General features: G+C 63.1%; 11 protein-coding genes. 3 read left to right on the top strand and 8 right to left on the bottom strand.

Translation table 11 applies throughout. The features are described 5' to 3' along the window. From P3C39_RS13550 to P3C39_RS13515, 8 genes are all read right to left on the bottom strand, one after another. The coding region (locus P3C39_RS13550; RefSeq protein ID WP_275953169.1) for an NAD(P) transhydrogenase subunit alpha at window positions 1-935 on the bottom strand (935 nt) is incomplete at its 3' end. 85 nt (window positions 936-1020) lie between these two features. Next, window positions 1021-1245, bottom strand: coding sequence for an aa3-type cytochrome c oxidase subunit IV (locus tag P3C39_RS13545; protein ID WP_013528204.1), 225 nt, complete (start codon window positions 1243-1245; stop codon window positions 1021-1023). 206 nt (window positions 1246-1451) lie between these two features. Continuing rightward, window positions 1452-1601, bottom strand: a complete 150-nt coding sequence (locus P3C39_RS13540) for a DUF3096 domain-containing protein (RefSeq protein WP_013528205.1) — start codon at window positions 1599-1601, stop codon at window positions 1452-1454. 119 nt (window positions 1602-1720) lie between these two features. Next, a complete protein-coding gene (locus tag P3C39_RS13535; protein ID WP_275953170.1) occupies window positions 1721-2500 on the bottom strand; it encodes a hypothetical protein in 780 nt (259 codons plus the stop codon). Window positions 2501-2835: 335 nt separating this feature from the next. Continuing rightward, window positions 2836-5148, bottom strand: coding sequence for an EAL domain-containing protein (locus tag P3C39_RS13530; RefSeq protein ID WP_275953171.1), 2313 nt, complete (start codon window positions 5146-5148; stop codon window positions 2836-2838). Between the two features lie 144 nt (window positions 5149-5292). Then, a complete protein-coding gene (locus P3C39_RS13525) occupies window positions 5293-8787 on the bottom strand; it encodes an indolepyruvate ferredoxin oxidoreductase family protein (RefSeq protein ID WP_275953172.1) in 3495 nt (1164 codons plus the stop codon). A 219-nt stretch (window positions 8788-9006) separates the two neighbouring features. Further along, window positions 9007-9543 carry a hypothetical protein gene (locus tag P3C39_RS13520; RefSeq protein WP_084652797.1) on the bottom strand — a complete coding sequence of 179 codons (537 nt, stop codon included), beginning with the start codon at window positions 9541-9543 and terminating at the stop codon, window positions 9007-9009. Further along, window positions 9536-10147, bottom strand: a complete 612-nt coding sequence (locus P3C39_RS13515) for a CGNR zinc finger domain-containing protein (protein WP_063169838.1) — start codon at window positions 10145-10147, stop codon at window positions 9536-9538. Before P3C39_RS13515 ends, P3C39_RS13520 begins: the two co-directional genes overlap by 8 nt. 148 nt (window positions 10148-10295) lie before the next feature. Here P3C39_RS13515 and P3C39_RS13510 point away from each other — a divergent pair, with 148 nt between their 5' ends. The 3 genes from P3C39_RS13510 to P3C39_RS13500 all read left to right on the top strand — a co-directional run bounded on the left by P3C39_RS13510 (window position 10296) and on the right by P3C39_RS13500 (window position 13755). Beyond that, window positions 10296-11201: a branched-chain amino acid ABC transporter permease gene (locus P3C39_RS13510; RefSeq protein WP_275953173.1), complete on the top strand. Its 906-nt coding sequence runs from the start codon at window positions 10296-10298 to the stop codon at window positions 11199-11201. A gap of 188 nt (window positions 11202-11389) precedes the next feature. After that, on the top strand, window positions 11390-11974 hold the full coding sequence (locus P3C39_RS13505) for a TRAP transporter small permease subunit (RefSeq protein ID WP_013528212.1): 585 nt from the start codon (window positions 11390-11392) through the stop codon (window positions 11972-11974). After that, the gene (locus P3C39_RS13500) at window positions 11974-13755 is read left to right on the top strand and encodes a TRAP transporter large permease subunit (protein ID WP_275953518.1); all 1782 of its coding nucleotides are present in this window, start codon (window positions 11974-11976) and stop codon (window positions 13753-13755) included. Before P3C39_RS13505 ends, P3C39_RS13500 begins: the two co-directional genes overlap by 1 nt. The last annotated feature ends 11 nt before the right edge of the window (window positions 13756-13766 follow it).

Genomic DNA, 13766 nt, shown 5'->3' with positions numbered 1-13766 from the left:
TTGACGTTGTTGGCGGTGGTGACGACCTGACCCGCCACGGCGCCTTCGACATTGCCGCCGCGCTCGACGGCGAGGTCGACCAGCACCGAGCCCGGCTTCATCGAAGCGACCATGGCCGCCGAAACCAGCTTGGGCGCCGGCCGGCCGGGAATGAGCGCCGTGGTGATGACGATATCCTGCTTGGCGATGTGCTCTGATGTGAGTGCCGCCTGCTTGGCCTGATATTCCTTCGACATTTCCTTGGCGTAGCCGCCGGCCGTTTCGGCCGCCTTGAATTCCTCGTCCTCGACCGCGAGGAACTTGGCGCCGAGCGAGGCGACCTGTTCCTTGGCGGCGGGGCGAACGTCGGTGGCGGTGACAACCGCACCAAGCCGGCGCGCGGTGGCGATCGCCTGCAGGCCGGCGACGCCAACGCCCATGATGAAGACCTTCGCCGCCGGCACCGTGCCGGCCGCCGTCATCATCATCGGCAAGGCGCGGTCATATTCCGAAGCCCCGTCGATCACCGCCTGATAGCCGGCCAAATTGGCCTGCGAGGACAAGACGTCCATCGACTGCGCGCGGGTGATCCGGGGCATGAATTCCATCGAGAAAGCGGTGACGCCGGCCTTGGCAAGAGCTGCCACGGCGGCATCGTTGCCGTAGGGGTCCATGATGGCGATCACAGCCGCGCCGGGCTTGTAGCTCTTCAGCTCAGCATCACCAGGCCGGCGCACCTTCAGCACCACATCGGCCTTGGCGACATCGGAAGCCTTGCCGATAGCAGCGCCGGCGCTCGCATAGTCGGCATCGATGATGCGCGATTTCAGACCGGCACCGGCCTCGACGACGACGTCGAAGCCCAACGCCGCCAGCCGTTTCACCGTATCGGGCGAAGCCGCGACGCGCGGCTCGTTGACATCGAGCTCACGAGGGATGAAAACCGTCTGTCCCACCGCATGATCCTTTCGGCCGGAAGCTATTTCCCGCAAGACGCCGGCCGGCCTCGCGGCGGCGCCGTGGACAAGATGTCGGAAAAATCTATCGGAGGATAAAGGCGCCGACAGCCAGAATCAGCACGAACAGAATGGTCGCCGAGAAGAAGCCGCCCGCGAAGAAGCCGAAGGCCATCGCCAGGAGCAGGGCGCCACAAAACAGCGAGCCGTACTTGGCCAGCGCGAGGAAGCCCGCATAGGTGCGGTCATGCTCGGCATAGTCCATCTTCGCGCCCAGTTCGACAGGACCAGTCGGCGAGTGATCAGCCATAGGAATACCCCTTCGAAGACATCTTTCAGGCACATAGCGAAAAGCCGCGCCGAGAGCAATGGCGCTATTGCCGCACAACAACCGACAACTGCCTCAAAGAAAGATTGAAGCCAGCAGTCGACGCCGCGACGGAGTCCGATCGCTGGATTCTGATGCTTGATGCGGAACTCCGAAGGGCGGACGCTTGCGTGGCCTAAGCCGGCGCCTCAGCCGGCTAGATGCGGAAATAGCCCGAGCAACCCGACGACGATCAGATAGAGCGCGACGATGTAGTTCAACAGCCTTGGCATGACCAGGATCAGCACGCCGGCGATCAGCGAGATGAGCGGGGTTAGCGCAAGTGTGGAAATGGTCATGGCGGGTTCCCTCAAAAACCTCAGATCGACCCGGAGCGCTGCTCGTGGCCTCACCCAGAACGCCGAAGTCGCCAAAAGGCTCCTGTCGGCCCTGCAAAATCGTGTGGATCCCTGCCGTATCAGGCGGCTTCGTGATAGTATTTTGCCGTCGGCAGGATGGTCAGCGGCGCGAGTTCCCCGACATGCGGCGTATCGAACAGCATGCGCTGCTCCATTGGCGTCGAGCGGAAGAACGGGAACCGTGAGAAGGACCGCTCGCGGATTGCGTTGACGTCGGCGCGGTAGAGCACGACCTTGTTGAAAACGCCCGGATAGGCGCGCGACTCGCTGATCTTCTCCGAGTAGTAGATACGCTTGTAGAAGCCGGCGTGATCCTCGCGAATGGTCGACAGGCAGTAGGGCGCGTTGAAATGGAAGCACGCCATGCCGGCCAGCCGCAGCGTCAGGTAGGGAATCTGCGGGTAGACGCGCGACCATTCGGGATCGGACGCAAACCGGCTGGGACAGATGAAGCTCAGTCCGTCACGAAGCATCGGCATGACGATGTCGCCAAAGGCCTTGGTGGAAGGCGACATCGGCGTCGCCAAGGTGACGTGATGGATACGCAGCGTGCTGACGAGTTCCTGGTCGATATAGACCCCGAAGCGGTACACATTCGGTGCCTCGTCGAGCTCATCGTTAATGGTATGGTTTTCGTTGTCGGGCACCATATCGTTCGAGCGATATGACTTGTAGCGCAGGCGGTAGATGTCCTCGAGATCTTCGCCCTTGTCGCAGCGGCGGTATTCTGTCCGCTCAAGCATCGCCGAGACGTTGCGGGCGAAGCTGGACATGGTGTCGGCGGCGTCCTTGCCGTCCTCGCCCGTCACCGGACGAAGCGAACTCAACTGCACAATCATCAACTCAATCCCCGTACATTGCCGCCGCGATCCGACACTACGACAGGGTCTTGGGATGTAAAAGATGAAAACAGGAAGCAGCCCGTTTACCAGTCGTTAAGGTTAACGATTGCTAAAATAAAACTAAAATTGGTGGTTTTCTTCGTTTTCTGCGTCGCGACGGGGAAAGAGCGTGTCTCGAACATGACGGGAAGCGGCTGAAATTCTGGCATGGCCCGCGATGTGCAAAGAAACCTCGAATGCAGTGAATGCCTAAAGCCTGGGCGCCTGTTCAATCCTGATGGAAACAGGGATGGGCTCTCAGTGCCTGGGCACCATGCGCCAGGCGCCGCAAATCAGCGGCGTACCGCCTTTTTGGCGGTCCTGATATCCTTGGCGAAGGGCCATACCGTGTTCGACATCGTCTCGATGCCGGAAGCGCTGAGCGCCGAACCGAACAGGAACCCCTGGACAAGATCAGGCTTGACCTGCAGCGCCAGGATCTTGAGCTGCTCGAAGGTCTCGACCCCTTCGACGGTCACCGAAAGCCCCAGCGGCCGCGACAGGTTGACGATACCCTTGAGCAGCTCGAGCGAACGGGGATTCTGGGTGACGTCCATCAGGAAAGAGCGGTCGATCTTGATCTTGTCGAGCGGCAGCTTGTGCAGGTAGCTCAGGCTCGAATAGCCGGTGCCGAAATCGTCGAGCGCGATGCGCACGCCAAGCTGCTTCAGCTCCTCAATATACTGGCGCGTCAGCGACTTGTCATCGAGCAGCGCCGTTTCGGTGACCTCGATCTCGAGCCTACTGGCGGCGAGGCCGGAGCCGGCCAACGCATCGCGAACCTTCTGGATGACATCGCGGCTGCGGAAATCCTTGGCCGAGAGATTGACCGAGACGCTGGTCTGGTCGGGCCATTTGGCGCATTCGGCGCAGGCTGCCTGCAGCACGAAGGTGCTGATCTCGGAAATGATGCCCATTTCCTCGGCCAGTGGAATGAAGATGCTGGGCGAGATTGGCCCGAGATCTGGATGATCCCACCGGCACAGCGCCTCGCAACTGGCGATACGCATGGTGCTCATCGCCACGATCGGCTGATAGACCACCCGCAGGCTCTTGCCCTCTACCGCGGTGCGCAGATCCGCCTTCATCAGCTGACGGTTGCGGAAGGCGGCATCCATCGAAGCTTCGAACAATCGCCAGCTGTTCTTGCCGAGTTCCTTGGCCTTGTAGAGCGCCAGGTCCGCCTTCACGATCATGGCGTCGACATCGGTATCCTTGACCCGTGACAGCACCGCGCCGCCGCTGGCCTGAATGCGCAGCCCGTGACCGGCGACGTCGACTTCCCCTTGCAGGCCGGCGAAAATCTCGTCGAGTTGGCTGGTCAGATGGCTCTCATCCTCGACGCGGTCGAAGAAGATCATGAACTCGTCGCCACCGAAACGGCTGACCGTGATATCTTGCTTGGCAATGGCGCCAAGCCGCTCGGCAACGGCATAGATCAAGCCGTCGCCGATCGGATGGCCAAGCGTGTCGTTGACGCTCTTGAAATCGTCGAGATCGAGCACCGCAAGGCCGCAGAGACGGTCGTGATCGCCGGACGCCATGGCCTCGCCCACCAATTCATGGAAATAGGCGCGGTTGGGCAGGCCGGTGAGATTGTCGTAGCGTGCCATGAAGCGGATCTTGTCTTCCGCCTCGACACGGGCGGTGACGTCCTCGAAGGTTATGACGCCCAGTTCCTGGCTGCCTTCGCGAGCCGAGAACTCGTAATGCTGGCCGTTGGCGAGGGAAACCAGCACCTTGCGGTCGCGACCCTCACGCAGCGCACGCGTCAGCTGCGCCTCGATGTAGCGGCAATCCTTGGGCGCCAGCATGCCGCCGGCGACACCGCGCATCAACAGACCGTGGATCGACCGTCCGAGCAGCGCGTCGGGCGACTTGAGCGACATCAGATGCGCGGCCTCGGCATTGGCCACCGCGACGCGGCCGTCCGGACCGAGCATGACAAGGCCGTGCGACATGGTGTTGAGCGCCCGGTTGAAGCGCTGGGCAATGCGGTTGGCCTTCTTCTCTTCCGAGACGGCCGCAAAAAGCACATCGCGTACGGTGTTGGCGAATTTCCGGATGGCGAACAGGAACGGCGCCGACAGGAGCCCGAGGAGGACATGGTAGATGTCGCCGCGCAGCAGGAAGCCAAGCGAGATCGGCCAGGTCAAGGCAATGGTCAGGATGGTGACCATGCGCGGCGAGCCGTAGTTGCGGCCGGCGATGGAGGTCGCCGTCGCGAGCGTCAGGCAAACGGAGGCGATTTCGGCGAAACCATCGCGCGCGAAATAGATGCCGAGCAGGCAGAAAGCGCCAAGCGTCAAGCCATGCAGGGAGCCATAGAGAATGTAGTCATTCTCACGCTTGTGCGCCTCTTCCCAGGTCGTCGGCGACGGCATGCTGTTGTATTTTCGAAAGTTTCTCATGCGGAACACACCGACGAGAACCATCGAGATCGCGACCAGCAAATACCGCGGATCGCCGCTCTTCCACCAGACCAGGCCGATCAGGAAAGTCTGCGCGAGAATGCCGATCGAAAGCGTCAGCCCGTCGCGAAACAGGGTTTCCACGAACGGAATATAGACGTCGACCGGGATCTCGTTCTTTTTTCGCAGATTCAACGCCTGAATCCCAACCCTGGGGAGCCAAGCAGTGCCACATCCGCCTTAAGAAAGATTTAGAGAGACCCTCGCGCTCCTGCCGTCAAGCCGGGTGACGCATCGGAAAGCAAGGAAACTGTCGTTCAGGTAAACAAGGCGTATCGATCATTCGGCGGCCTGAAGTTCGGGCCGCGCCGGCGTACTCGACAGGCGTTCGAGCAGCCTTTGGCGCTCGCCGGCGGCCTTTTGCGCGCTGGCTTGACGGACGTGGCCATAGCCGCGGATGAGGGCAGGCACCGAGGCCAGCGCAACCGCCGCATCGACCCTGGCTGGGGCCAACGATCCGGCGATGAGCTCCAGATCCGCCTCGTACCGCGCCAGCAGCTGCCGCTCCATGCGCCGTTCGGCGGTGTAGCCGAACAGGTCGAAGGCAGTGCCGCGCAGGCCCTTCATCGCCGCCAGCACGCGAAAACCCTTCATCATCCACGGGCCGAAGCTCGATTTCCGCGGGCTTCCGTCATTGCCGCGACGGCCCATGATCGGCGGAGCGAGGTGGAATTCGAGCCTTTCGTAGCTCTGGAACTGCTTGCCCAGTTCGGCGGCGAAAGAGCCGTCCGTGTAAAGACGCGCCACCTCGTATTCGTCCTTGATCGCCATCAGCTTGAACAGGTTCCTGGCGGCAGCCTGCGACACCGCGGTCGAACCAGGCACGGCCTTCGCTTCGGCGGCGCGCAACGCGGCCAGTTTTCCGGCATAACGCCTGCCATAGGCGGCGTTCTGATAGGCGGTCAGGAAGGCGACGCGGCGGGCAATGATGTCGTCCAGCGTCTCGGCGGTATCCGTGGCCTGGCCTGCCTTTCCAGCCGCGGTCGGACCCGGCTGGGCAACCAGCCCGCGCACGAAATCCGGCTGATGGGCAGCGCGACGGCCCCAGCGGAAGGCGGCGATGTTCATCGCCACGGCTTCGCCATTGAGCTCGATCGCCTTCTCGACCGCCTCGGCGGACAGCGGCAGGCCGCTGTGCTGGAAGGCAAAGCCAAGCATGAACATGTTGGCGCCGAGTGAATTGCCGAAAAGTGCCGAGGCAGTGCGGGTGGCATCGAAGAAATGTGCCTTGTCGTCGCCCGCAGCCGCGCGGATCGCCTTTTTCAGCCGCTCTATCGGCAACGAAAAATCGGCCGAGCGGGCGAATTCGCCGGGCATGATCTCGGCGGTGTTGGCGACGAAGATGGTGTGGCCCTCGCGCACCGCGGTCAGCACCTTCTTGGCGCCCGACACGACGAGATCGCAGCCAAGCACGAGATCGGCCTTCCCCGCCGAAACGCGGATTGCATGGATGTCGTCCGGGGTACGAGCGATGCGGACATGGGTGAACACCGAGCCGCCCTTCTGGGCGAGGCCGGCCATGTCGATCATGCCGCAGCCCTTGTCCTCAAGATGCGCCGCCATGCCTAGCACCGCACCGACGGTGACGACGCCGGTGCCGCCGACGCCGTCGATGATCGCCGCCCAGCCCTGCTCGCCAAGCGGGAATTGCGCCGGCACGGGCACGCCTTCCAGCGGATCGGCCTTGCCGGCCAGGCCCTCGGCCTTGCGGATCTTGGCGCCGTGCACAGTGACGAAGGACGGGCAGAAGCCGTTGACGCAGGAGAAATCCTTGTTGCAACTCGACTGGTCGATCTTGCGCTTGCGGCCGAATTCGGTCTCGACCGGCTGGATCGAGACGCAGTTCGACTGTACGCCGCAATCGCCGCAGCCTTCGCAGACCAGTTCGTTGATGAAGACGCGCTTGTCGGGATCGGGGAATGTGCCGCGCTTGCGGCGGCGGCGTTTTTCGGCGGCGCAGGTCTGGTCGTAGAGCAAGACCGAAACGCCCTTGACGTCGCGCAGCTCGCGCTGGACGAGATCGAGGTCGTCGCGGTGATGGATAGTGGCGCCGGCCGGGAATTCGGCTTTGCCAGCATATTTGCCCGGCTCATCCGTGACGATGGCAATGCGGTCGACACCCTCGGCCCGCACCTGCCTGGCAATCATATCGACGGTCAGGCCGCCTTCGTGCGGCTGGCCGCCGGTCATGGCGACCGCGTCGTTGTAGAGGATCTTGTAGGTGATGTTGGCATCGCTCGACAGCGCGAAGCGGATCGCCAGCGTACCGGAATGGTTGTAGGTGCCGTCGCCAAGATTCTGGAAGATGTGCTCGCGCTTGGAGAACGGCGCCTGGCCGACCCATTGCGCGCCCTCGCCGCCCATGGCCGTGAAGCCGACTGTGTTGCGGTCCATCCACAGCGCCATGAAGTGGCAGCCGATGCCGGCCGCGGCGATCGAGCCGTCCGGCACCTTGGTGGACGAATTGTGCGGGCAACCGGAACAGAAGAACGGCGTGCGCGAGCCGATGTCGGTGGCCTCGGTGAGCATTGCCTGGAACTGGCGCAGTTTTGCCACCCGCGCCGAAATCTCTTCGGACGGGCCGATGGTCCTGACGATCCTCTCGCCAAGCGCGATGGCGATCTCGTTGGGATCGAGCGCGCCTTTGGCCGGAAACAGCCAGTCGCCGCGCTCGTCCTTCTTGCCGATAATGACCGGTTGGGTGGCAGTGCCATAAAGGCTTTCGCGCAACTGTACCTCGATCAGCGAGCGCTTCTCCTCGACGACGACGATGGTGTCGAGGCCGCGGGCGAAACCGGCGATGTGATGCAGGTCGAGCGGCCAGGGGCAGCCGACCTTGAACAGCCTCACCCCGATGCGGTTGGCGGCCGCTTCGTCGATGCCGATATCCTCCAGCGCCTGGCGAACGTCGAGATAGCTCTTGCCGAGCGTGATGATGCCGATCTTCGGGTTGCGGCCCCCCGAATAGACGATGCGGTTCAGCCCATTGGCAAGGATGAAGGCGGAGGCCGCGGCGCGCTTGTGTTCATGCAGCCGCTCTTCCTGGCCGAGCATGTCGATCTCGTGGCGGATGTTGAGACCGCCAGGCGGCATGTCGAACTCCGGCACGACGATGTTCAGCCGCTCGAGCGCGGCATCGACCGAGGCGGTCGATTCGATGTTGTCCTTGACGCATTTGATCGCCGCCCACGTGCCGGCAAAGCGCGACATGGCGAAGCCGTAGAGCCCGTAGTCGATGATCTCCTGGACACCGGCCGGGTTGAGGATCGGCACCATCGTGTCGACGAACAGGAATTCGGTGGCGTGCGCATTGGTCGAGGATTCGGCCATATGGTCGTCGCCCATCAGCGCAAGCACGCCGCCATGCTTCGACGATCCGGCGAGGTTGGCGTGGCGGAACACATCGCCTGAGCGGTCGACGCCCGGTCCCTTGCCGTACCAGACCGAAAAGACGCCGTCATGAGTGCCCTCGCCCAGCAGCTCCGTCTGCTGCGCCCCCCAGCAGGCGGTGGCGGCAAGCTCCTCGTTGAGACCCGGCTGGAAGACGATGTCAGCCTGGGCGAGCTGTTTCTTCGCCTTCCACAGCTGCATGTCGAGGCCGCCGAGCGGCGAACCGCGATAACCGGAGACGAAGCCGGCCGTGTTCAAGCCGGCGCGACGGTCGCGCTCGCGCTGCATCAAGAGCATGCGAATGACCGCCTGCGCGCCGGACAGGAAGATGCGCTCCTTTGCGAGATCGAACTTGTCGTCGAGCGCGACGTCGTGCAGCGTCATCAGGCATTTCCTCTGCGGAGGCCACGCGGGGCAGGCAGCCAACGTCGGGGTCGGATGACGCATCCTTTCTCCCCTTGCAAGGCAGGTCAAACAAAATCGCAGATGCCAGGCAACGCGCAACGAACAGTCCGCGGCCATCCTGAATCGGGTATGAAACCGATCCGCGGACATTGCCCGGCGCATGAACATTACAGCTGCGGCACGGGCGGCCGCGACGCGTCAGCCGCCTTTCGAGCAATCTGGCTTCGGCTCGCCCGGCAGCTTGCCGTCGGGATGGCCGACGAGATCGGGATTGGCGGTGTAGAGCTGGTCGATGACCAGCGGCCGGTCGGGCAGGATCGACTGGTCTTCCGTCGACATCAGCGTGGTGTCGATCTTCTGCAGGACCGCGCCGTCGGCGCCCTTGATGCTGATGGCAATCGCATAGGGCTTGTTCTTGACGACGCAGGTCAGTGCCGGGCTCTCCAGCGTCACCTTGTCGAGCTTCGGCCAGACCTTCTGCTCGACCACCAGAGGTGCGCCGCCGGCGGGATCCTGGAAGCTGGCGACCGCCACCTGGCCCTCTCCCATCGGCTTCAGCGGCCGCAGGGTCACCACATAAGTCGCCCTGGCGAGGCGGTAGTTGAAAACGAATATCTTGCCGGAAACCTCGAACAGCTTGCCTTCGGCGTCGCCGGTGTCGCGGCAGGCGCCGAGCGCAACGGCCACGATGAGCGCCGCGCCAACAAGGATCGAACGGGAAAGGCCGCTACGCATTCTTGACCTCATTTTCCGCCATGCGACGGCGGCGATAGTGACGGCTTGCCTTCTGACGGTTGCCGCACACTGCCATGTCGCACCACAGGCGGCTGGAATTGCGGCTTCTGTCGACGAACAGCCAGGTGCAGTTGGGACAGATCCTGAGCCTTGCGACGGTATCGTCGCGCAGAAGCGATAGCGCCGAAACCGCCAGCGCCGCCTCGAAGGCGATCGGCGTCAGGGGATCACCGAACGGCCTTCCCGGCACACCGATCTCGGTCCGGCTGCCGGCCAGACCCTCGGCGCAGGCGCTCAGGAATCCGGGCAGATCAGCGGTGGCGACCGCGCCCTTCGACACCGCTCCACGAAACAGCCGGTCCGTCGCCTCGCGGATCGACAGCACGACGGGTGCGATCGCCACCGCTGAGGATACCGCCAGCGGCCTTTCGCCAAGCTCGGCGGCGCGAAAGCGGCTCGCCGCGTCGGCGAAGCGGGCAATCTCGGCCGGATCTTCGAAGCGGTCGAACGTCCGCTCCGGATCGCCGCGCAGCACGACGGTGTTCGCCGTGTCGAGCGCGAGCAGGCCGCCGGTGAAGCGGTGCGGGGTCCATGATACCGTCATGGCGAAAATCTAACCGATAAATCGTATTTGACAAGTTAGATTCCGCGATGCAACCTCACTCCGGGATGCGGTGGTCTCCGCAGCCTTTTGAGCATGCTGTTGGCCAGGACCGCTTCGCACTTTTGGGCGGCATGCTTCGAGGTTTTGCATGCTCTATTTCTTCCAGCAGGTGCTGAACGGGCTGCATTCGGGCGCGCTGTATGCGTTGCTCGCCTTTGGCTATGTGCTGACCAACGGCATCCTGCACCGCACCAATCTCGCCTATGGCGCGTTGTTCGCCTTTTGCGGCCAGACCATGATCCTGACCGCGGCCTTCGGCTATCAGGTGCTGTGGCTGACGCTGCTGGCGGCGGTGGCGCTCGGCGTCGTCGCTGCGTTCCTCTATGCCGCGCTGATCAGCCACGTGCTGTCGCGCAGTGTCTTCGAACCGTTGGCCGACCGCACGCCCAATGCAATCGTGGTGACGACGCTCGGCATCCTGCTGCTGCTGTCCGAAGCGAGCCGCATCGCCGCCGACACGCATGATCTGTGGCTGCCGCCGATGCTGGCGCAGCCCATCGTTTTCGCGCAGGGCGCGACCTTCAAGGCAACGCTGACGCTCATCCAGCTTATCGACTGCGCCGTGGTGGTGGCGGCAATCGCGCTGGCAAGCTGGGCTTTTGCCCGGTCGAGCTTCGGACGGTGCTGGCGCGCCGTCTCCGACGACCCCAAGGCTGCCGCGATGTGCGGCGTCGACGTACGCACGGTGTTCCGGCACGCGGTGCTGTTCGGCGGCTTCTGCGCCGCGCTGGCCGGTGTCATGGCCGGGCTCTATTACGGCAATGTCAGCTTCGGGTCGGGCCTCGTCTACGGACTGAAGATCCTGTTCGTGACGGCGGTCGGCGGCTATCTCTCGCCACCGCGCGCGGCGCTCGGCGCGGCCGTCTTCGGCATGGCCGAATCACTGTGGGCCGGCTATTTCCCGGTCGAGTGGCGCGACGCGTGGATGTACCTGTTCCTGGTCACGACGCTGATCCTGATCGGCGCCGGCCGCGACACCGGCAAAATCGCCTGAAAACGTCAGACTTTGGTTGCATGACGCGAGGGCAGATCGCCGGTATTGGGCACTGTCTGCGATGCGATGATATTCGCTGCCTCTATCCTTGTTGACCCGTCAGTCCACGCGCGGCATACCGTTGGACCACGTGGCGTGACGGACAAAAAGGGGGAAGCCGGCACGCCTCCGGTACAAGGGAGGAATGCATGGCAGGGCTTCTCGCTCTATCCAGGACTATTGATCGCGCCAACGAGTTCATCGGCAAATGGATATCGTGGCTGATCCTGCTGGCGATCCTGGTGAGCGCCGCCAACGCCATTATCCGCAAGGTGTTCGACATATCCTCGAACGCTTGGCTCGAGCTGCAATGGTATCTGTTCGGCGCCGCCTTCATGCTGGCCGCCGCCTATACGCTGAAGCAGAACGAACATATCCGCATCGACGTCGTCTACGGCCTGTTTCCACGCCGCGTGCAGCACTGGATCGACCTTTTCGGGCATGTCTTTTTTCTGATGCCGTTCGTGACGCTGATGGTGATCTATTTCGTTCCTTATGTGTCGCTGTCGTTTCGCAGCGGCGAGATGTCCAACAATTCCGGCGGCCTGATCATCTGGCCCGCCAAGGCCATCCTGCTCGTCGGGTTTTTCCTGCTGGCGCTGCAGGGCATCTCCGAGATCATCAAGAAGATCGCCATCATGCGCGGAGACATGGACGACCCCAATCCCTTCATATCGGTGCATGAGCAGGCCGAACTCGAAGCCAAGGCGCTGGCCGACGAGGTGCGTTCGTGATGGAGTTCATCGCGCAGAACATGGCGCCGATCATGTTCGCTTCGCTGATCATCTTCCTGCTGATCGGCTACCCCGTCGCTTTTTCCTTGGCCGCCAACGGCTTGATGTTCTTCTTCATCGGTGTGCTGCTGTCTCCCTATTCCGGAGGATCGATCAACCTCGCCTGGCCGCTCCTGCACGCATTGCCGGATAATTTCTACGGCAGCCGGGTGATGTCGAACGACACGCTGCTGGCCATCCCGTTCTTCACCTTCATGGGCATCGTGCTCGAGCGATCGGGCATGGCCGAAGACCTGCTCGACACGATCGGCCAACTGTTCGGGCCAATCCGCGGCGGCCTCGCCTATGCGGTGATCTTCGTCGGCGCGCTTTTGGCGGCGACCACCGGCGTGGTGGCGGCTTCCGTCATCGCCATGGGCCTGATCTCGCTGCCGATCATGCTGCGCTATGGCTATGACCGCCGGCTCGCATCCGGTGTCATTGCCGCCTCCGGCACGCTTGCCCAGATCATCCCGCCGTCGCTGGTGCTGATCGTGCTTGCCGACCAGCTCGGCCGCTCGGTCGGCGATATGTACGCGGGCGCGTTGATCCCGGGCCTCGTGCTCACCGGCCTCTATATGTCCTATATCCTGATCATGTCGATCATCCGGCCGAACTCGATGCCGGCGCTGCCGCTCGAGGCCCGTACACTTGGCCATGGCGTGATGTCGCTGCTGGTGGCTTTGCTGGTCACATCGGCGGTTTCCTACGCGGCGTATCGTTATCTGGCGCCGGCGCATGGCGACAATGCCGACATTCTTGGCGCGACTGCCGGGGTGCTGTTCATCTACATCGTCGCCATTGCCGACAAGCGCCTGAACTTCAACATGATGTCCAGGCTCGCGCAGCAGGTGATCATCGTGCTGATCCCGCCACTGGCGCTGATCTTCCTGGTGCTGGGCACCATCTTCCTGGGCATCGCCACGCCGACCGAAGGCGGCGCCATGGGCTCGGTCGGCGCCTTGTTCATGGCGGCGGCCAAGGGGCGCTTGTCGCTTGACGTCGTCAAGCAGGCACTGGCCTCGACGACAAGGCTGTCGTCCTTCGTGCTGTTCATCCTGATCGGCGCACGGGTGTTCTCGCTGACCTTCTACGGCGTCAACGGCCACATCTGGGTCGAGCACCTTTTGACGTCGCTGCCGGGCGGCGAGGTCGGCTTCCTGATCGGCGTCAACATGCTCGTCTTCTTCCTCGCCTTCTTCCTCGACTTCTTCGAACTGGCGTTCATCATCGTACCGCTGCTGGCGCCCGCCGCCGACAAGCTCGGCATCGACCTGATCTGGTTCGGCGTGCTCCTGGGCGTCAACATGCAGACCAGCTTCATGCACCCGCCCTTCGGCTTCGCGCTGTTCTATCTGCGTTCGGTGGCCGCGCGCGTGCCCTATCTCGATCGTCTCACCGGCAAACAAATCGCGCCGGTGACCACCGGCCAGATCTATTGGGGCGCGGTGCCCTTTGTCTGCATCCAGGTGATCATGATCGGGCTGACCATCGCCTTCCCGCAAATGGTGATGCACTACAAGGGAACGACCGTCGATCCGGGCACCATCGACTACAAGGTACCGGAGGTGCCCGGCCTATCGCCGCTGGGCACGCCGCCGGCGGTTGGAGCGGCGCCCGCTGGTGGCGCCACGGCGCCGGCCGCTCCTGACCTTTCGCAACCGCCCAGTTTCGGCGATCCGACACCGGCAAAGCCGGCAGCGCCGCAGCCCGACTTGTCGCAACCGCCAAGCTTCAACTGAACCGGCATGGT

This window comes from Mesorhizobium sp. XAP4 (genome assembly GCF_029269325.1).
In the GTDB taxonomy this organism is placed as follows: Bacteria; Pseudomonadota; Alphaproteobacteria; order Rhizobiales; family Rhizobiaceae; genus Mesorhizobium; species Mesorhizobium ciceri.
This window is presented reverse-complemented; position numbering and strand designations above follow the sequence as displayed.